The sequence below is a fragment of the Mesorhizobium sp. ESP7-2 genome (assembly GCF_020164715.1).
Classification (GTDB): Bacteria; Pseudomonadota; Alphaproteobacteria; order Rhizobiales; family Rhizobiaceae; genus Mesorhizobium.
The window spans coordinates 1-20813 of sequence record NZ_JAIUGQ010000054.1; the positions used below are offsets into that span (position 1 = coordinate 1).

The 20813-nt window shown below is 57.9% G+C and carries 15 protein-coding genes and 2 pseudogenes; 12 read left to right on the top strand and 5 right to left on the bottom strand.

Annotated features, from left to right (window positions below; genetic code table 11):
- Both LB543_RS30680 and LB543_RS30685 read left to right on the top strand, forming a co-directional pair.
- Positions 1-131, top strand: a pseudogene (locus LB543_RS30680) (transposase); the annotation flags it as partial.
- A 297-nt stretch (positions 132-428) separates the two neighbouring features.
- Complete coding sequence (locus LB543_RS30685; RefSeq protein WP_140764205.1) at positions 429-656, top strand: hypothetical protein; 228 nt, start codon at positions 429-431, stop codon at positions 654-656.
- 72 nt (positions 657-728) lie between these two features.
- Here LB543_RS30685 and LB543_RS30690 read toward each other — a convergent pair.
- Together LB543_RS30690 and LB543_RS34105 are read right to left on the bottom strand one after the other, a co-directional pair.
- Positions 729-1448, bottom strand: a pseudogene (locus LB543_RS30690) (SIS domain-containing protein); the annotation flags it as partial.
- Positions 1375-1719, bottom strand: a complete 345-nt coding sequence (locus LB543_RS34105; protein ID WP_318013021.1) for a hypothetical protein — start codon at positions 1717-1719, stop codon at positions 1375-1377. The pseudogene LB543_RS30690 and the gene LB543_RS34105, both read right to left, overlap by 74 nt.
- 179 nt (positions 1720-1898) lie before the next feature.
- Between LB543_RS34105 and LB543_RS30700 the strand changes: the two genes are divergently transcribed.
- From LB543_RS30700 to LB543_RS30725, 6 genes are all read left to right on the top strand, one after another.
- Positions 1899-3335 (top strand): calcium-binding protein, encoded by a 1437-nt coding sequence (locus LB543_RS30700; RefSeq protein ID WP_140764208.1) that lies wholly within the window; start codon positions 1899-1901, stop codon positions 3333-3335.
- Positions 3336-4017: 682 nt separating this feature from the next.
- Positions 4018-5238, top strand: coding sequence for a glycosyltransferase family 4 protein (locus LB543_RS30705; RefSeq protein ID WP_140764211.1), 1221 nt, complete (start codon positions 4018-4020; stop codon positions 5236-5238).
- A complete protein-coding gene (locus LB543_RS30710; RefSeq protein ID WP_140764214.1) occupies positions 5235-6509 on the top strand; it encodes an O-antigen ligase family protein in 1275 nt (424 codons plus the stop codon). The genes LB543_RS30705 and LB543_RS30710 overlap by 4 nt, the downstream gene beginning before the upstream one ends.
- Entirely contained in the window at positions 6497-8491 is a 1995-nt protein-coding gene (gene asnB, locus LB543_RS30715) for an asparagine synthase (glutamine-hydrolyzing) (RefSeq protein ID WP_224616876.1), read from the top strand. The genes LB543_RS30710 and asnB overlap by 13 nt, the downstream gene beginning before the upstream one ends.
- 1 nt (position 8492) lies before the next feature.
- Positions 8493-10682 (top strand): GumC family protein, encoded by a 2190-nt coding sequence (locus tag LB543_RS30720; RefSeq protein ID WP_224616878.1) that lies wholly within the window; start codon positions 8493-8495, stop codon positions 10680-10682.
- Between the two features lie 42 nt (positions 10683-10724).
- The gene (locus tag LB543_RS30725) at positions 10725-13004 is read left to right on the top strand and encodes an oligosaccharide flippase family protein (protein ID WP_224598669.1); all 2280 of its coding nucleotides are present in this window, start codon (positions 10725-10727) and stop codon (positions 13002-13004) included.
- A gap of 186 nt (positions 13005-13190) precedes the next feature.
- Here the strand turns inward: LB543_RS30725 and LB543_RS30730 are convergent, their stop codons facing one another.
- Positions 13191-14333, bottom strand: coding sequence for an NAD-dependent epimerase (locus tag LB543_RS30730; RefSeq protein WP_140813615.1), 1143 nt, complete (start codon positions 14331-14333; stop codon positions 13191-13193).
- Positions 14334-14411: 78 nt separating this feature from the next.
- Positions 14412-15110 carry a helix-turn-helix transcriptional regulator gene (locus tag LB543_RS30735; RefSeq protein WP_140764226.1) on the bottom strand — a complete coding sequence of 233 codons (699 nt, stop codon included), beginning with the start codon at positions 15108-15110 and terminating at the stop codon, positions 14412-14414.
- Between the two features lie 250 nt (positions 15111-15360).
- Between LB543_RS30735 and LB543_RS30740 the strand changes: the two genes are divergently transcribed.
- Entirely contained in the window at positions 15361-17106 is a 1746-nt protein-coding gene (locus LB543_RS30740; protein ID WP_140764229.1) for a sensor histidine kinase, read from the top strand.
- Here the strand turns inward: LB543_RS30740 and LB543_RS30745 are convergent.
- A complete protein-coding gene (locus LB543_RS30745; protein WP_140764232.1) occupies positions 17103-17765 on the bottom strand; it encodes a LuxR C-terminal-related transcriptional regulator in 663 nt (220 codons plus the stop codon). The two genes, LB543_RS30740 and LB543_RS30745, sit on opposite strands and share 4 nt — an antisense overlap.
- Before the next feature lie 463 nt (positions 17766-18228).
- Here LB543_RS30745 and LB543_RS30750 point away from each other — a divergent pair, with 463 nt between their 5' ends.
- The 3 genes from LB543_RS30750 to LB543_RS30760 are packed head-to-tail and all read left to right on the top strand — an operon-like array spanning position 18229 to position 20785.
- Entirely contained in the window at positions 18229-18951 is a 723-nt protein-coding gene (locus LB543_RS30750) for an NDP-sugar synthase (protein ID WP_140764235.1), read from the top strand.
- Positions 18952-18977: 26 nt separating this feature from the next.
- Positions 18978-20114 carry a DegT/DnrJ/EryC1/StrS family aminotransferase gene (locus LB543_RS30755; protein WP_140764264.1) on the top strand — a complete coding sequence of 379 codons (1137 nt, stop codon included), beginning with the start codon at positions 18978-18980 and terminating at the stop codon, positions 20112-20114.
- On the top strand, positions 20111-20785 hold the full coding sequence (locus tag LB543_RS30760) for a sugar transferase (RefSeq protein ID WP_140813614.1): 675 nt from the start codon (positions 20111-20113) through the stop codon (positions 20783-20785). Before LB543_RS30755 ends, LB543_RS30760 begins: the two co-directional genes overlap by 4 nt.
- Positions 20786-20813: the final 28 nt, after the last annotated feature.

A 20813-nucleotide genomic window follows, 5' to 3' on the forward strand; every position in this document is an offset into this window, starting at 1 on the left:
TGGACGACGCCGAGCCCGACGTGCTGGCCTACATGACCTTCCCGAAGGAACATCGCGCCAAGCTCCACTCGACGAATACGATCGAGCGCCTCAACGGCGAGATCAAGCGGCGCACCGAGGTCGTCGGAATCCATACCGCGCATGAGGTTGGCGTTTCGCCAGCATCGCAGGCGATCGCAAGGGCCAGTCCGACAGCCGCGGCGTCGGCTGGGAATTCATCCATGTCGCCATCAACGACGCCTCGCGCATCGCGTTTCTCCTTTGCGTGGTGCCATTTTCCGCGAGTAAGCGCCTCCAGACGCTTGCTTCCTTCCTGACAGATAGGTGTCCAGCGTAGAATTCAGTCGTCCAGATGCAGATCGGACCAGGTGTGTTGGAACCTAACCCATTAGCCGGCGTTGAAATTGGTCACGGTTGGGGGGCTTCTGATGCCCGTTTATCTGGTTGAGGAAATGCGGGGGAAACGTGCTGTGCGGGCCAGCAGGATTGAGGCTTCTACACCGCGCGCCGCGGCGTCCACCTTGAGCGGTCGACGCTTCACTGTGCGAAAATGGGGACGGGAATGGATTCAGGTGACCGATGAGCTATCGGGCAATGTATTTGTGTACTGCTTTGCCGAAGATGAAGAGTATAGGAAAGATACGGCGCTCGGCTAATAAGGTTATCCGGCAAATGAAATAAATAGGGATGATTGCCTCTCTCGCACGTCACTTTCGGTTTTGTTCAGCCTATTCCACCGTCACCGATTTCGCCAGATTGCGCGGCTGATCGACGTCGGTGCCCATGAACACGGCGGCGAAATAGGCGAGCATCTGGATCGGCAGCGCGTAGATGATCGGCGAGATGATTTCCGGCACATCCGGAAGCACGATGGTCTCCATCGTCTTCACGCTCACCTGTGCCGCGCCCTTGGCGTCGGTGATCAGGATGATCTTGCCGCCGCGAGCCGCCACTTCCTGCATGTTCGACACGGTTTTCTCGAAGATGCGATCGTGCGGCGCAATCACGATCACCGGCATGTTCTCGTCGATCAGCGCGATCGGCCCGTGCTTCAACTCGCCCGCGGCATAGCCCTCGGCATGGATGTAGGAGATTTCCTTGAGTTTTAGCGCGCCTTCCATGGCCAGCGGGAAATTGGTGTCGCGGCCGAGGTAGAGCACATCGGAGTAGCGCGATATCTCACGCGCGACCCGCTCGATCTGCTCTTCGAGCTTCAGCACCTGGTTGGCATAGCGCGGCGCTTCGGAGAGCTCCCGCACCAGGATTTTCTCCTGCTCTTTCGAGATCGTGCCGCGTGCCACGCCCGCCTGCACGGCGAGCCAGGCCAGTACTGAGAGCTGGCAAGTAAAAGCCTTGGTCGAGGCGACGCCGATCTCAGGCCCCGCCAGCGTCGGCAGCACGATGTCGGATTCGCGCGTCATGGTCGATTCGCGCACGTTGACGACGGCCATCCGTGGTGAAGTTGACGCGGTCGGCTGCGTGATTCTGCCTCGCGATGCTTTCAAGGCCCGGTTCCAAGATCGGGAGGAAGTCCGGATTGAGCCGCTCCACCTTCCTTGTGTCGATGTCGAGGCAGAGCATCCTGGTAACCACCTCGGCAAGCATTGCCGCCTGGACATAGCCAATTCCAAACACGTCAAGTCCATTCGTTCTGTTCCCGTCGGGCACGTCGAGTCGTTTTCGGGCCGGGCGGTTCAAAGGATTTGGTGCCATACGCATTTGGCTAGAAACGTTGGATGCATTCTCATCAACTCAAGCGGCGCACCATCAACTTTCGACGATTCCATGGCGATGCTGATCAAGGATTCTATCAGGCAGAGGTGCTATTTGATTTTGCCCTAACGTTTCGGTTCTTGTAGGCAGGTGTCGGGCGCTATCAAATCAGATGAGGGAATCAGATGCCTATTCTTCATTATACATCGGGTGGGTCGGGCGCCGACATTGCCGCCGCCGGGTTCAACCTCGCTGACGTTCAATCGGTTGCCCAAGTCAATGCCCTGCCTACCGGCATGAAGGGCCTAGTTTGGCTGAATGAGGCAGGCGGGACAACAACGTCTTTTATCGACAAAGTCACTCCGTTCATAGGCAACTCCAAGGTGTTTGGATTCTTCCTGCTTGATGAACCCGACCCCACGGGCAAATGGCATACATACGCGAGCGCGGCGAACCTGAAAGCCGAATCAGACTGGATCCACTCCCATTTTCCGGGCGCCAAGACCTTCATCACAATGATGAACATGGGATCGTCGGCAAATCCGGACTTTTCGAACACCTACAACCCAGCCAACACCCACATCGACTATTACGGATTATCACCCTATCCGGTTCGGACGGGAACAAGCACGACCGATTACAATATGATCGATAAAACGGTCGCTGCGGCGGAGGCTGCAGGCATCCCGGCGAGTAAAATCGTTCCGGTCTATCAGACATTTGGGGGCGGCACTTGGATCACCGACACCGATGGGAAATATGTGCTTCCGTCGGCCTCCCAGGAGCAGACCATGATGGACCACTGGGCGAAGTTGGTTCCCTCACCAGCCTTCGACTATGCCTATGCTTGGGGTTCTCAGCAAGGCGACACAGCTTTGGGAGCCTCGCCAGCGCTGAGGGCTTTTTTCCTGCAGCATAATCAAAGTGTCGACGCGGTGGCGACGCAGCCTGATGGTGTCGCCATACAGCCTGCCGTTCACACATTCAAAGGCACTGGCAGATCGGATGTCTTTCATGGGACGACTGGCGCCGACACTATGATCGGGCAGGGAGGCAATGACACATATCATGTCAACAATGCAGGCGACCGGGCGATCGAGGTGGCGCGCGGCGGTAACGATACAGTGCTGGCCTCTGTGAGTTATGCGTTGTCGGCAGGATCGCAAATCGAGCACCTCGCAACGACGAATGCGGCCGGCAAAGGGGCGATCAACCTCACGGGCAACGCGTTCGGCCAGACCATCCAGGGCAATGCCGGTGACAACATCATCAGCGGCGCCGGAGGCCGGGATGTCTTGACAGGGCACGGCGGCGCGGACGTTTTCGTTTTCAATTCCGCCCTCGGCGCAGCCAATGTCGCGAAGGTTACTGACTTCAATGTAGCACGCGACAAGATCCAGCTCGACCATGCGGTGTTTGCCGGATTGCATGCGGGCGCCCTGCCTCCGGCGGCATTCCACATCGGCACAGGTGCGCATAGCAGCGCCGAGCACGTCATTTACAACAGCACGACTGGCGCGCTTTCGTACGACAGCGATGGAGTTGGCAGCGCACATCAAGTCCAGTTCGCTACGGTTTCTCCCCATATGTCGCTCTCGGCATCATCTTTCTTGGTACTGTAGAGAGCCTCTGGCCTTGCCTCCTGGCAAGGCTTACGCTCCCTGTCATGTCCTCCAGCGGCAGCTCTGCCGGTCGACTTTCATAGAATTTCAAGCAAGTCCACGGCTTCTCGGTGTTTGGGTGTATTCGAAGTAAGTGTCGTGCGACGCTTGGCCGAGGTACCTTTGTGCGTCCGGTCGCATCAATTTGTAGGACACTTAAACCAGCCCCCCATCCACCACGAACCTTCCAGCCGAAGCGGCGTGAAGTGCCGGCGGCGCAGATTTCGCAAATTTAGTCCATCAATATGGACGTAAGCCAAGATTGTAGGTAGCGGCGAGGCGTTGCTTGCTCCTCGGGACCTGTGTCTTGGTCAAATAGGATTCCGGCCCTCATTTTCCACCGCGGCGTGCCGGCCGAGCAAGATCGCTTTCGCCTCGGTAGCGAGGTGGCGACTCTCATCGATTCCATTTGTCCTGCTCCAGCGGTTGGTATTGCTGGCATCATCAAAGTGGCATCGTTTTGCATGCCGTGTCCTGCGGACGCAATGTGCTTCATTCAAACAGACGAGGACATTGGGACGGCCTGCCCCTAGCGTGGGGTTGGGTGCTAGCCGATGAAAGCGATCAAGCGGGCGATGAGGACAAATCCAAACGGGCATCACATCGTATGCTTGAACCGTCGCGCACGCGCGGGAGAGGCAGGATGAAGCCGCATCTGGCGTGTGTGGGTGGCGAGGATCACCCCCTGAGAATCCCGTTCCTATTGGCAGTGCGCGAACGGGGCTTCCGCGTCACTGCCGTTTCCAGTGACGATGGGAACGCGTTTGTGCCGCATGGGATTCCGCATCGTCGATTGTCTTTCGACCGCTTTGCCAAAGGCAGCGGGGAATTGGGTGAAATGAAAGCAATTCGCAAATTGCTGATCGAACTGCGGCCAGACATTATCCAGAGTTTCGACACCAAGCCCAACCTGTTGACGCCGCTAGCCGTACGCGGGCAGGTTCCCGTCATTCGCACGATCAATGGGCTTGGTTGGACATTCTCCTCACGCGAACCCAGGGCGCTCGCGCTGCGTCCCGTCTTTTGCGGTCTTCAAGGTCTCGCCTCGTTTTGGACTGCCGCAACCGTGTTTCAAAACCGGGATGACCAGGTCTTCTTCGAGCGCTACCGGCTGCTTGGACGCGGCGAGGGAAGGCTGATCCGAAGTTCTGGCATCGATGTAGAAGGATTCGCAACGGCAAGGCACCGCGGTCCTTCGGCCGCCACGATGCGAGAGAAGCTTGGCCTTGAGTCGGCGGAAATTGTCATATTTGTCGGCCGTCTGACCCGTCACAAGGGAATTCCAACGCTCCTTGAAGCCATCCCGCGTATCCTGACACAAAGGCCGAAAGCGCGTTTCGTGCTTGTCGGTCCGCGGGATTCCGAGGGCCCATTCGCAGTCAGGAAGTCAGATATTGACCGCTGCGCTCCTCACGTAATCGCCTTGGGCGCAAGGCGGGACGTTCCGGCGCTTCTTGGCATGGCGGATGTGTTCGCATTTCCCACGCAATATCGGGAAGGGGTTCCGCGCGTCTTGCTGGAAGCGGGATTGGCAGGATTGCCGGTCGTGGCCTCACGGATGCCAGGCTGCAATGACGTGATAGAAGACGGATGGAACGGCTATCTCGTTCCACCACGCGACGTGAATGCACTTGCGTCCAGGATAATCGACATTCTGTCCGATCCCGACCGCGGCAGACTCATGGGTAGTCGTTCCGTGGATTTTGTCAGGGAGCGGTTCGCACTCGCGGGGGTCGTCGATCAGTATTGCGATCTGTACAAAAACGTCCTCGCAAGCGCGCACGGCACTCTTTCGCGGTCAACTCCCACTGTTTTGCTGGCAAAGGCTTCGGGAAGCCGTCAACTGGACGGGGCTCGACAATGATCCGCGACGCCATCCTAGCCTGCGGCATTGTCATGTCATATGCCACGCAGCTTGTCATTCCTGGTTTGTCGACGGGCTACGCCGAATTGTTCCTAACGCTTTGGATCGCGCTTTCGGTAGGTCGACTTCTCGCAGGTGGACGCTTGGAAAGCTCCCCTGCGCTGACCCGGTTCACGATATTCTGGCTGATCCTGGCACTCGCTGTGGGTATAGGCGCCATTGTCGGTTATTTCACGACGGTGCTGGTGCTGGATCCGCTGCTGCACGATACGTTCGCATACATTCTGTTGATCGCCATCACATGCCTCACCGTTGCGGAACCGGACGCGGCGCAACGTCTGCGCCGCATTGGCTGGTGGGTCGTGGCAATCGCGACTGCGGGTTTTATCTGGCAAGTAGGGCTTGCGTGGGGTTGGGTTCACCAGTTTGGCATCGATCCATGGTACTGGGATCGCTTTTGCGGTTGGTCCGACAACCCGAACCAACTCGCGCTGTATTGCGCATTATTTGGCCCGCTCGCGCTACATCTGGCAATGACCACCGACGGTCGATGGGGTCGTTTACTTGGGCTCTGCAGTCTGATCCCGACCTTCTATCTTGGAAGGCTCACCAAAAGCGACACGTACCTTTATGCAACAATCCTGACCTGTTTGATATTTCTTGGCCTGAGGGGCCGGAACTGGCTTATGTCCAAGGGCGAAAAGCCCAGACTTTCGCGGCAGATCGGTCTCGTTTTCTTGATAGGCTGTGTGCCCTTGGCGATGGCGATGACACCTTATGCTCTGACTGAAGTCAGCAGCGCCGCGGAGTTCGCCAAGAGCCTCACCAAGGATAAGGGCGGAGATGCGACCGCCGAAACCGCAGCGCTGCGTCTGTTCCTCTGGAGCGAGGCCTTGGACAAGGGCGTGAGATCGGGATCGCTGGGCCTTGGCCCTGGACCACATCTGGAACGCCCGCCAATTACGGATTTGCAGTTCCTGCCGCGACCCTTCGAGGCCCACAGCACCATCCTGGACCTTTACACGCAGGGCGGCCTTGTCGCGGTCCTGGCCTTGGCGTGGATTGTCACCTGCGCAGCCCTGGCGGCGTGGCGAGCGAGATCCGATGCTCTGGTCGCTCTAGCGGTGTCTATCGTGGTCTTCGGAATTCCGCATCTCATCATCCGCCATCCCATCGTCTGGTTCGCGCTCTCTCTTTGCCTTGTCGCTCGAACGCCTCAGGCGGCTCGGCTGCATCACCTCAGCGAGGACACTACCCTATGTGTGCGATAGCCGGAATTCTCCTCGCGTCAGATGCCGCCGATGCGAGATCGCTCAGGGAGATAAGGCAAATGACCACGGCCCTTCGCCATCGTGGGCCCGATGGCGAGGGTTTATGGATGGACCGGGACGGCGGAATCGCCTTCGGTCACCGACGACTGGCCATTGTCGACCTTTCGGATGCAGGGCGCCAGCCAATGCAATCCGCGACTGAACGGTATGTCATTACGTTCAACGGCGAGATCTACAATTTTCGTGACCTGCGGCGTGTTTTGGAAAGTGCGGGCCACTGTTTCCGCGGCTCCAGCGATACCGAAGTGATGCTGTGTGCGATCGAGACGTGGGGCGTCGAAGCGGCCCTTGCACGCTTTGTCGGGATGTTCGCATTGGGCCTTTGGGATCGACAGACGCGCACCCTGCACCTTGCTCGTGACCGAATGGGTAAGAAGCCACTCTACATCGCACAGACGCACGATGCCTTGATCTTCGCGTCCGAGTTGAAGGCGATCAAATGTTTCCCCGGCTTCTCGCTCGAACTCGATGTCGGCGCGGCCACGGCCATGCTGTCAAAGGGATGGGTGCCCGATGACAGTTGCATCTGGCGCGGGGTGTTCAAGCTGTCCCCCGGCGCGATCCTATCCGTGTCTGCGGCAGATGTTGTCGAATGCCGCAGCGTCGGCTCTCTGGAAGGACGCGTCCGCCGCTGGTGGTCGTTGGCCGAAGTCGCGGTGACCGCGCGGCGGGAGCCGATCGCCGGCCCCGATGAGGAATTGACAACGGAACTGGATCAACTGCTCCGCGTTGCGGTGCGCGAACGTATGGTCGCCGACGTGCCGCTAGGCGCCTTCCTTTCGGGCGGAATAGATAGCTCAACCGTCGTCGCCCTGATGCAGGCGCAGTCTTCCAGGCCCGTCCGCACGTTCACGATTGCTTTCGACGAGAGCGGATTTGACGAGGCTCCCCATGCCGCCGCGGTTGCCCGGTATCTCGGCACGGATCATGCAGAACTTCACCTTTCGCCTGCTGCCATGCGTGACGTCATTCCGGAACTGCCGCGAGTCTGGGACGAACCGTTCGCGGATGAATCCCAAATTGCAACGCTTCTGGTGTCACGGCTGGCACGCCAACATGTCACGGTGGCGCTATCAGGGGACGGTGGCGACGAATGCTTCGCAGGTTATTCGAGGCACTTCCTGGCGGGACGGCTCAAAAGACAGCAAAACTTGCCACGTCCAGTGCGTTGGATGTTGGCGGCCGGGGCGGGATTCCTCGCCGGTGCCGCCGGCCAGGACTTCATCCGCGCCTTGCCACTCCCGACTGATGTGGGGCATGCGTTGCGAAGTGATCGGCTTCATCGCCTTGCCCGTTTGCTGGGAGCGTCCAGCGAGAGTGAATTGATTTGGCGGCTCACGGAATCGTCCACCGGAACACTTCTCCGGCGTGACCGATCCGCCTCGCATCTCGCCGCACCACAGCTCGACGACTTGCTGTCACGTCTCCTGTTCAACGACACGACCGGCTATCTGCCGGGCGATATACTGGTGAAGCTCGACCGCGCCAGCATGGCCTGCGGTCTAGAGGGACGATGCCCCATTCTCGATCATCGCGTCGTCGAATTCGCCTGGCGGCTCCCCAACAAGGCGAAGGTTCGCCACGGCAGAGGCAAGTGGATCCTTCGCCAGCTGCTGGGCCGATATGTGCCGCAGCGTTTGACCGACAGGCCGAAGCAAGGATTTGACGTTCCGATCAGCGCTTGGCTCAAAGGGCCTCTGCGGGCTTGGGCCTCTGATCTACTCGCCGACGCCCGCGTGCATGATGATGGAATCCTTGATCTGGCACGGGTGGACGCAACGTGGTGCGCCCACCTCAATGGACATCAGGATCATGCTCGCGACTTGTGGCCGGTATTGATGTTCCAGGCTTGGCGCCAAGAGGCCTTCAGGCCGGCGCCCATATCGCGCCTGTCTCACGAAATTGAACTTACAGGGGTATGAGATGGAAGGTTCTGTAGCCAACCGGATTGTGCGAGCCAAGCAGATCGCTCTGCCTGCAAGCGACACGAACACGCTCAGGAGGCGCAAGCTGCGTGAGCGCATCGATACGCCAACCCCGTTCCATCAACTCGTCACTGTCATCGCCAGAAGAAAGTGGTTCGTGCTCGCCATAGCCATTTTCGGCGGCGTCATGGCGGGACTCGCGGGCATTGCTCGTCCCATGCAGTTCGAGGGAACGACGCAGGTCATCATTGACGCTCCAAACAGGAATGCAGCTGCTGGCGCAACACAGTCGGTTCAAGATTTGCTGGATTCGAGCATTGATGATCATCTGACCATGCTATCCTCACAAGCCAATTTACGCCACGTACTGGCGGCGCTCGGCAAAACGGCGGCCGCCAACGGCGCTGGAAAGTCCGGTTTTGATCCGCTGCTGCCCGACCAGCATCACTCGAGTGGGTTTCTAAGCGACATGATGAACAGGCTTTGGCCGCGCACCAGCAGCGGCCCGAATAACCCGGAGGCGTTGGATGCTCCAAAACTGGAAGCCCTGCGTAATCGAATGAGGGTCGGTCAAGAGTTGCATTCGCGAGTCATTAGCATTGGTTACACCGACACCGACCCCGTACGGGCCGCAATTGTCGCAAACACGATCGCACAAGTCTATATACAAGATCTCGTTCAGCAACATCGCGCGTCGGATCAACAAGAACTCGACTCGATAGTCGCCAGTCTGCCACGCCTGCAAAAAGACCTGGTTGACGCAACCGATCGTCTGGAGACATACCGGCTTACCCACGGTGGTGTCGATCAAGCTGCGGCGAACAACGCGGCCGATGAGACAGCGGAACTCAGCAGGCAGATTGCTCTCTCGAAAGCCAATTTCTCCGCTACCCAAACGCGTCTTCATCACATCCAGGATCTGCAGAAGGCTGGGGCGTCGGCCTCGACGGTAGCGGCCGAACTTGGGTCGCCGGTATTGAACGACCTGATCAACGGCAAAGCCGACCCAACCGCTATTGATGGTCAGATCGAACAAGAAACCGCTCGTCTTGATTCGGACACGAATGTTTATAGCGCCCAGATCGCAGCCCTGGAGGCGCGCAAGGCCGTTCTCGATGCGGTCGTTGCCGATACCGCTAGTCGGCTTTCCGGCTTGCGAGCACTCGAGCCTCAGGTCGCAATCGCAACCCAACACTACAACGATCTCTTGGGCCGGCAGCAGGATTTGATACACCGCATCGCAGCGCCATCGCCTGGAGTCGCGATCCTCTCGGCGGCATGGCCACCGTCGGCGCCGAAAACACTCCCGCCGATTTTCCTGATCCCCCCCGGAATGATTGTGTTCGGTCTGCTGGGCGCGGTCTTCGTTCTGGCACGCAATCACTTCAACAAGACTCTGCGCAGCGAAGCCGAGGCCGAAATGGCGCTCGACATTCCATGCGTGGGGCTTCTTCCTAAAGTACGCAGACTGCATGCAAGGGAATTGCGCGACATGGTTCTTGGTCAACAGAGCTCGGCGCTTAGTCGCGCTGTCATGTCCCTTCTCGTCACCGTAGTGCCGACTCAAGGGAGAGGCCGCCCACCGCATTTGCTCCTCGTCACCTCCAGCATCCGGGGGGATGAAAAGACCGAACTTGCCTGGAGTCTGGCGCTGGCCGCGACGCGTCTGGGAGGCAGGGTGCTCTTGCTGGACCTTGAGCGCAAGAACACACGGCTCACGACCGAGTTCCGCGAGGAATTCAAGAATGTGGATGCCAGTGGTTCTTTTGGGGACTATGTGAGTGGGCGCTGCACCTTGCAGGATGCAATCGCAAAAATCCCGGCGCTTGGTGTTGACCTGATAGTCGCACCGCGAGTTGGGGATGACCTGTTGGCTCAGCTGTCGACAGCCGATAGTTGTCAATTCGCCGATGAACTCCGCTCGATTTACGCCGCCATCATTGTGAATGGGCCATTGGACCTTGGTGGCCCGGAAACAAGACTTCTGACGCATTGGGCAGACACTGTTCTGCTGACTGTTCGTTGGGCCAAGACACCGCGAAGTCTCGCGCGCGCTGTTGTGGATCTCCTCCAGAGCGGCGCGGCTGCGTCCGTTCCGATGGGAAGCGTCCTCACCCAGGTCAATCTCAAGAAGCATGCGCGTTATCGGTTTGAGGACGGCGCCGATCTCCTCGTCGAGAAGACATGATGTGCCTCGCCAACATCCCCTGCCAGCACTGTCTTGGAATCCGTGGAAGCGTATCGTCAGATTGGGTTTGATCCACACATGATCATTGAAATCTTCGGACCTCCAGGATCGGGCAAAACGACGTTCGCTCACGCGCTTGCTCGCCGGCTGCGTCATTCGGGATATCGAGCAAACGTAACGCTCAGCTATAGACCCAGCGAAGCGGCGGGCAATTCGTACTTCCTGGGGGCACGCTTGTTTGTCTTCCGTGTGTTGGCCGCGATGGTCTCCACAGCAAGGATATTGGCGTCGTCCAAGGGAAGAAAGGAAGACCTTGCTACGGCCTCATCGATGGTGAGGTTGATCCCGCCTGGAAACCGGTTCTGGCGTGCTCGTCTATGGCAATACATATTGCACCTGTCGCGTAGCTGGCGCCAGGCAAGGCAGGCGCCTGATATAGTAATATTCGATCAAGGCTACGTGCAGGCGGTCGGCTCTTTGGCGATGTTCAACGGAGCCGCCGACAGCACATTGCTTGCCAAGGTGCTCAGTCTAACGCCGCCTGCCGATCTCACAATCAGGATCGCCATGCCTTATGAGGTGGTTGAGACGCGTTTGCGCCAAAGAATCACCCGCGAACTGCCCGCGGAGCGCGTATTCGAAGCAGACCCTGAAATTAACATGCGCTCTTTCGGCGTTTTCCAAGCGATAGACAGCATTCTTCTGGCGTCCGGTCGAAAGGTAGTTTCAGTTGACACTCTCAACGACCAAGCCACGGCGGAAGGTTTCCGCCGCGTCGAGCAGGAAATCCTTTCAGCAATTCCGCGAACAGACAGCATCGCAGCGGTAGCAGGCCCGAAAAAGGAGGCACCCGACCTCGCGGCCAGCAGCCTTGCTCGCGATGCACATGCGACGTCAGCGTCAGCTGTCGTTGCAGGTTCACAACACCCGCGATCCAATGCAGCCGATCGCGTAAAGGCGGTTTTGCTTCCCAAGCAAGACGTTGGTTGGCACCTTGCCCAGGCGAGCCTCTTTGCCCTGTTGATCTATATCGCCGGGGCCGGCCTCACCAGCGTGGCGCAATTATTGATTGCGCGGCTCATCGGCCCTCGCAATTACGGCATTTATTCGTACGTGCTGGCGTGGACCTCGGTGCTGGCCTACCTGGCAACGCTTGGGTTCAACGTTTCATTGTTGCGTTTTGTGCCAGCTTATCGGGCCAACGGGCGGCTTGATCTGGCAAAAGGTGTAATCGCCTTCGCCCTGCGATGGTCGCTGACGACGGCGACGCTGCTTGGTCTGCTCGGCGCCACGTTGATATTCTTCTATTCGGATCATTCGCAGAAAGGTCTTGTAGTTAGCAACTTCTTGGGGATGGCAGCGGTGCCGCTGATTACCGCCTATGCGTTGGGGGCGACCCTGGTAAGGGCCTATGGCGGCGTTGTATCGGCCCTGCTGCCCGAACGGATCGTGCGCGACGGTCTCCTGGTCATACTGGTCGGGATTGCCGCCAAGTCCGGACTTCGCGCTGTGGACGCGCCCCTCGTGATGTTGACGGTAGTGATGAGCTCAGTGATGACGGTCGCACTAGTGTTTCTTACGGCTGCCAGGATTCAGCCGCCTGGTTTGCGCCTCGCACACGCCAGCTATGCCGCCAAGGAGTGGTGGTCCTCGGTCCCGCCGCTGACGCTCATTACCGGGCTTGACGTATTTGTTAGCAGAGCTGGAGTGATGGTGCTGGGTTGGACCGATCACATCCGCGAAGCTGGGGTTTTCGCCTTGGCCTTGAACGTTGCACTCCTTGTGGGCCTCTCGCGTATCGCCGTCGGTACGATGTTTTCGCCCACCGCAGCCGATCTGTTTGCTCGCCGCGATCGACAAGGACTGCAACAGCTCTTTGCGCGCGCTACCCTGCTTTCCCTCGGGGGCGCCATTGTAGTGGCAATTCCTCTGCTCGTAATAGTAAAGCCTTTGTTGGGCTTCTTCGGAGAGGGGTTCGTGGCCGGCGCTCCGATCGCGCGCGTGCTGATTTTTGGCTACTTCTTCGTGGCGCTATGCGGACCTCAGCAGAATCTGCTCACGATGACGGGAAACGAGTGGGCTGCCGCTTCCACCATGATCGCTGGTGCGACAGCCAACGTCATAGCTTGTGCCGTGGGCGTGGCGATATATGGTCCAATCGGAGCGGCAGTGGGTGTCGCAGTTGCCCTGGCCGTGTGGAACACGGCCATGGCTATCTACATTAGCAAGCGGCTGAAGATCCTGCCTGGGCTCGTGTTTGCGCTGACATCGCTCAAGCCAGACGGGCTCGGTAAGCTGGTACGGTATCGTTTCTTGCGCTGACAAGACAACTTAAAGAGCAACTGTAGACCGCAGCATGGGCGTGATGAAGCGCGTCACGTTGCCCTGACCTTGCCTAGGCTCGCCATAATAGCAACCATGCAAAAGCTTGTCGTTCAAACGCGCTCATCAGCGACGACCGAAAATGGGCGGCAGACATTCCTTGACCAAGACTGATACTCTAGCCTATCAGGCCGCGCAAGTTTCATGGAATTCGCGATACCATTTGACGAAGTGGGACACTCCGTCAACTAGCGTTGTCGAGGGTGCGAAACCGACAGCGCGGCGGAGATCGCTGACATCGGCACGCGTTTCCAAAACGTCGCCGGCAGGCAGTGGCACGTCGACGCGTAGCGCCCGGCGTCCAAGGGCGGCCTCGATTATGGCGATCAGCCGATTGATCTCCTCGGGTCGGTCGTTGCCAATGTTGTAGACCCGATATGGCGCCGAACTGGTGGCGGCGTCAGGTTCGCAGCTATCCCAATTCAAATTGGGGGATGGCGGCGCCGCAAGCACTCGAATCACGCCTTCGACGATGTCGTCAATGTAGGTAAAGTCCCGCCAGGCGCGTCCCGCATTCGCTACGTCGATCGTTCGACCCTGTGCAATGGCATGCGTGAATGCATAAACAGCCATGTCGGGCCTCCCCCAAGGGCCGTAGACCGTGAAGAAACGCAGTCCAGTGACCGGCAAACCGAACAGATGGCTGTATGAATGCGCCATGCACTCATTTGAACGTTTGGTTGCGGCATAAAGGCTCAAGGGATGATTGGCGCCGTGATGTTCGGAAAACGGAATCGTACGATTGGCGCCGTAAACTGAGCTCGACGATGCGTAGACCAGATGTTCGATACCAGCATGCCTGCAGCCCTCCAAAACGTTTAGGAAGGCCACAACGTTCGACTGGACATAGGCATGGGGATCGACGAGTGAATGACGAACGCCAGCTTGGGCGGCGAGGTGCACGACGTGAGAGGGACGAAAATCGGAAAACAGCGATTCAACACGTCCACGGTCGGACAGATCGATCCGAACCGCGCTAAACCCAGGCTCGGCACTAAGAAGTTCGAAACGCGCTTCCTTCAGCCGTGGATCGTAATATGGGTTGAAGTTGTCAACGCCTATAACATTGACGCCATGGTGCAAGAGCCGTCGGGCGGCATGAAAGCCAATGAAACCCGCAGCCCCTGTGACGACAATCGGGCCGGCGCGCGCAAGGCCGAGCAGAGCTTGGTCCGAACGCGCTCGGGCAAACCCCTCGATTGCGGAAAGAGACGCCACATCGGGTAAATTCTCGGCAGCCTCTTGACCTGCGGAATTTGGCTCGATCATCTCGAATGTCCCTTTGGCGATCTGCGTTGACCAAATCGCAATCTATGCCCCTTGGATCGGAGACGACGCCGGCGATTATCAGGGCAAAACCGAAATGCGAGAAAGAAGAGCCACCAATTCCCCTTGTCGGCTCGTCTCGGTTTTGGCGAACAATGACGCGAGTTGAGACCGAATTGTAGTCCGGCTTAGACGCCAACTGCGGGCGATCTCCAAAGGCGCATCGCCTTGAGCCAAGCGAAGCGCAAGTTGCGTTTCGGCGCTTGTCAGTCCGAACATCCTTTGCAAGGTTTGAGGATTGGCCACCGACCTGTACCCACGATCCATTAAGGCGACGATACTCGTTCCGTCCGGCGCGACAGCGCCTCCTTCGTTAAGTATCACCGGCCGGTCGCCCCGAGAGTGAATAACTACCCACGACAATGAACCCGGAAGCAAGCGGATCGGAACTCCGGCAACGAGCCGCTTGAGCGCGGCGGCAAGCTCAGTGGCGGTAGCGGCTGCCTCACCTTGCCGCTCGAAGGTATCTTGCGCGGCGGCGTTCCATTCGACTACCTTCTTCTGGCCGTCGAGCAGGAGATAACCACAGCCGATCCGGTCAAGCATACCGGCAATTGATTCCATGCTTCTTCGCTTGCTTTCGTTGATTTTTCCTTCCGGTCGATCGAAGGCGGATGCTGCGGGACGGTGCGGTATATAGGCGTTGCGAGCATGTTGGTTCCTCCACGGAATGGTTCGAAGGCTCACAACGGGATCGTTCCGTCTGTCAACGAGCGTCATTTTCCTGCCCCAACTAACTTGCCTAATGAAGTAGGCACATCACAGATCACTCGAACTCTCTTCGATAGCGCGATGTTTTTTCAGAGAAGCCGAGCCTCGGGAACTCTGCGCCACATTCAATGGATGCAGCGTTCTTAACTCTTCCGATTGATTCTAGCCGGGTATCAAGGCTAGGCAATCCAGCATTGGCACTAGGCAATCATTTGTGGCTTAGTCTGAACGATCTAGTCAGAAGGACGTAGTCTGGCCTATGAATTGGCATCAGCGCACTGCGAATCCGAACGGGGCTCGCTCGCCGCTGACTCACTTAGCTTCTCTAGCGGTGCTGGTTACTTCGATAACAGTCGAAGTAACGGGCGCAGCAAAAGTGGGTCAAGACGCCACATTTATCGCCTTTATTCCGGCCATTATTATCATCGTTTATCTTGAAGGTCGCGCAGCGGCACTCGTTGCGACACTTTTGATGGCGGCCGCCGGTATGTCGGCTCGCGGGCTTCTGGTCGGCCAAATCCCGGCAGCCGATTGGACTCGGGCGATTCTGCTTCTGTTGTCGGGTTGGACAACCGTGCTTACATTCCACCGCCTAAGCCAGGACTTGCACGCGGCGGTTGAAGTTGCGGAGGCACGCCTCGCGGCGGTCGAGGCGGTGGAGAGCCGCTATCGTTGGGCTTTTCAGCACGCCGCTATGGGCTTCGCAAACACCAATCAAAGCGGTGAGTTACTGCAATCCAACCCGCGCCTATGCGAAATGACCGGCTACAGCGAGGGAGAGCTTGCACGATTGCGGCTCAGCGAACTGGTCCATCCTGACGATAGAGATGCCTTCGGAGCGACATTGGAGCGCTTAGATGCAGATGGGTCTTCATCAAGTTCGGAGGTCCGTTTGTCAAAAAAAGACGGAACGACATTCTGGACCCGGCTCACTCTGTCTTCGGCCGCGTCCGATGGTGTTCCTTCGAGAAGCGTATTCGTGGTTGTCGACGACATATCGGAACGAAGGTCCGCACGAGAAGCCCTTCGGGCTCAGAAGGAATGGCTTGATCTCGCCCTCTCTGCCGGACGTCTTGGCACGTGGCGGATTGATCGCCAAGACGCGACGGTGACCGGTTCGGCCAAATTCTGGGACATCTTGGGCATGCCGCCAGGCGCCGTTCGTCGCCTGGAGGAGCTTGCCGGGGTCGTACATCCGGCAGACTGGCCAAAACTCGCATCCTCGACGAGGCACGCGACAAGCATGAATTATGACGCCGAGATTCGCGTTCGACGGGCAGAGGACGGGAATATGCGCTGGATTGCTCTGCGTGGGCGAGAGGAAATACAGGATTCACGTGCCGTGCGAGTCGGGGTTGCTGCCGATTTAACCGAGCGTCGGCAAACCACGCTTTTGCGCGCCGCCGCAAAAAAAAGGGAGCGTCTGATGCTCGAGCAGCGTCATCGGCTCAGCAATCTGTTCCCTGTCATCATGGCCCTGGTGAAGATCGTCAAGGCGCCTGGCAACGATGTTGCTCTATACAAGCAGACCCTCCTCGATCGGATCCGCGCACTTGAGGTGACGCATCTACTCCTTTCACGCCATGCCGGTTCGTCGGCGCTGCTCCATGATTTCGTCACGCAGGAATTGCGGCCTTACATGGACACGCACGACATCAAGATCACCGGTCCAGCGGTTATGATGCCAGCAGGACCGGCCGAGAGCTTTGCAATGATCCTTCATGAGCTTTCGACCAATTCCGTCAAATACGGCGCGCTGGGCGGTTCACGGGGTCAACTTGAGGTCCAATGGGCTTATGAGTCCGAAGACGCTTCGAGCGACATTGTTTTCAACTGGTTTGAATCCGGACAACGGCAAACGTCAACCGCCGTGCGTCGCGGTTTCGGTTCCATGATAATCGGCTTGGACGGGGCGCCTCTTGTAGGTCACTCGCCAAAGTTGGAAATATTGGAGCGAGGCCTGCGATATTCGCTGCGGCTTTCACGCAAGGAAATCGAATCCTAACTCACGTTCTTCGACAGCCAGGTTTGGAGCATGAGGGCCGCTTCTGTCCGATTTCGCGCTCCCAGTTCGCGCAGGACAGCGCCGGCATGGATTTTGGTCGTCGCTTCGGCAATTTCCAAATGGCGAGCAATCTCCTTGTTCGAATATCCTTCCGCCATCAGCTTCAACACCTCCTTCTGTCGGGCGGTCAGCCTGGCCAGATTATCGGCGTTCGTGCGTTTCTCCGATGATTGGAGTGGCAGCGGCGCAGGCCCGGCAGATGTTCGAGACAGCAGCGCTGGAACATATATTCGGCCGGCCAGGATCTCATTAACGGCGAGCACGACTTCCTCGTCGTTTAGGGATTTGACGATGTAGCCGTGAAGACCGATCGACAAAGCGGTGAGGATCTCGGCGCGTGAATCATTGCCGGACACAATTGCAAAGCGTGTGTCAGGGTGGGCAACGAGAACGTCGCCAAGCACTTCCTGGTTGAATAGGCCAGGCATGTTCAGGTCCAGGATCGCAAGATCGATGGATGCTTGCTCTTCCAGCAACCTGACAACTGCGTCAAAGCATGCTGCCTCGAAAATCTCGACACCCGGAATGCCTGCCATCAGAGCGAGCCTCAGCCCGCGGCGATACAGGCCGTGATCATCGGCGATAACGATTCGATACATTCGACTATCCCAACGCTTACTCGGCTCTCGCAATCTCACTTCCCACAGAGCTACGCCGATCGGTGACGAGCCTTGAAGCGACCCCACTCATCGATCTACTTCAAACCGCAGCGCCCCATTGCTGCACATTCCACCCCTCCATATTTTAGCATGTGATTGGAAAATGCCCTGGTTTTTTTCGCACCGCCTTATGGGTTCGTTCCGGCGTCGGCCGAGGTGACGCCTTTTGCCGGCTCATTCAACACCAGAACCGTTGCCTCGGTACCATTCAAATGCACGACGACATCTACCCGACGATCACGATAGCGTTCCCCCACGATGTTCTGGATTGGCGCGGGTGAGGATCACAGAAGCCTCACCGGACCTTAAATTCCTAACGGAATAGAAGGCGCGATTCCTGGACGCTAGCGTAAAGAACGACCCGTGGCGATGGCGTTCGGGCGTATGATTCAGGGAGGTTCGGATGAAAGCGGTAATTCAATGCGGTGGAATGGGAACCCGTCTTCGGCCCTTCACGTCGGTCTTGCCGAAGCCGCTCATGCCGATCGGTGCCCGGCCCGTTCTTGAGTTGCTTTTGAAATGGCTACGGCGCAATGGCATTGAAGAAATCTATATCACGACTGGCTATCTCGGCCATTTGATCCGAAGCGTTTGCGGTGATGGCTCACAATGGAATCTTAAGATCAAGTACACCCAGGAAATGGAGCCGCTCGGCACCATTGGGCCTCTGTCCTTGATTAGAGATGAACTTACCGAACCGTTTGTCGTGCTCAACGGCGATGTCCTCACCGATTTGAGCCTGAGCCGGTTTGTTGCAGCGCATCGGATGCACAAGGACCCGGTGACAATCGCCACCGCATGCCGCCTGCACAAGATGGACTTCGGCGTCATTGACGAAGTCGACAATACCGTAAAGGTATTCCGTGAGAAGCCGACCCTTTCGCACTTGGTTAGCATGGGTATTTACTGCATGAATCCGGATGTGTTGATGTTTATACCATCAGGAATACCATTCGGTTTTGACGATCTAATGCTGCAAATGATGCAAAAGGGTACGGTCGTCCATGTCTACAAACATGATGGCGTTTGGCTTGATATCGGCCGCGTCGACGACTTCCAGAATGCTCAAGCAATTTCGTGGGAAGAGCAGCCGTCCTCGATAGAGGTTGCCGCAGCCGCAGCATAACGACCACAAAGATCCGGGAGGTAATGATGCTTTTGGTGAGTGCCCCTATTCTGGGCTTGCCGGAGAAGAATGCGCTCACAAAGGTAATTGATAGCAGCTGGCTGACTATGGGCGAGCGGGTGCAGGCTTTCGAAGAGGCATTTGCCAGAATGCACAACGCGGAAGATTGCGTTGCGGTCAGTTCCTGCACCGCAGCCCTTCATCTGATACTGCACGGACTCGGGATTGGCCCGGGCGACGAAGTGCTTGTACCGTCGCTTACCTTCGTAGCGACTGCGAATGCGGTCCTCTATGTGGGCGCCACGCCAGTCTTCGTCGACATCGAATCCGTCGACGTCCCATTGATGTCTATGGTGGAAGCGGAAGCGCGGTGCACGTCACGCACTAAGGCAGTGGTGCTCGTTCACTTTGCGGGCTACCTCGCCAACCGGGAAGATTGGCAGACATTCGCCCGCGCTCGGGGATTACATATAATAGAGGATGCCGCGCATGCGCCCGGCCTGAAAGAAGTTGGCACGTTTGGCGCTGCTGCCGCTTTCAGCTTCTATGGCAACAAGAACATGACAACGGCAGAAGGAGGCGCTGTCATTGCTCAAGATCCGGCCCTGCGGGCACGGATTCGACAAGCCCGCGGCCACGGGATGACAACCGGGACACATCAGCGGCTGAACAGCCGCACGGCACAGTATGATGTCACCATGCTCGGATTCAACTACCGCATGGACGAACTGCGGGCCGCCATAGGACTGGTTCAATTGGAGAACTTGCGGGAATGGAACGAAATTAGGCGCATCCTCGTCGTCCTCTACCGGCGCCTGGTTGCCATGCATTGTCCCGGCGTGACCATTCCATTCAGTGAACCGCGGACGTCGGCTTACCATATCATGCCAATTCTTCTGCCGCGCGACGTTAACCGGCAAGACGTCGTCGACGAATTGCGGGACCAGGAGATACAGACCACCGTCCACTATCCGCCGGTGCATCAGATGAGTTTCTATCGAGAGCTCTCTCCTGGAACGCATTTGCCCCGAACAGAGGACTTTGCACACCGAGAGTTGACACTTCCCCTGCATCCCCAGATCACCGCCCCCGTCATAGAAACGGTTGTGGGCACGCTGGCACGCGTGGTCAACCGCTGCGCACAAACGGGTACCGCCGCATGAACGCCTCGGTTCGATCCTTTCATGGGCGCTTGGTCCCAAGCTACGCGCATGGGTTCGGTAGGCGCGCGATCGATCTCGTTGTGGCAAGCGTTGCAGGCATCGTGCTGGCGCCGCTGATGATGCTAGTCGCTTTAGGAATCCTGCTCGAAGGCGGTCGACCCATCTTGTTTGTGCAGATCCGCATTGGCGCCGGGGGACGGCCCTTTCGCATGTACAAATTTCGCAAATTCGCTGCCAAATGCAGCGCTCAGGGCTTGGCATTGACCATGGCAGGTGACAGCCGCATGACGCCTCTAGGTCGGCTGCTCGCCGCAACAAAATTCGACGAGTTACCGCAATTGTGGAACGTTTTGAGAGGCGAGATGGCGATAGTCGGACCGCGTCCAGAAAGTCTGGCTTTCGCTGACTGTTTCCAGGGCGAGCTTAAGGCCATTCTCCAATACAAACCGGGGTTGCTGGGTCCAACCCAGGTCCTGTTCCGCCACGAGGCCCGTTTCTATCCTCTCTCGGCGGAGCCGCTGCTGTTTTACCGGGAAGTCCTCTTTCCTGCCAAGGCAAAGATCGACCTCGCGTATTATTCGCAGCGCACGATCGCTTCGGACATCGTCTGGATTGTGCGCGGCTGCCTGGCCGTTCTCGGCCGGGTGCCGTCGCCGCCGGCTCACATATGAATGCTAACGAAAAGACAGCGTCTCACGT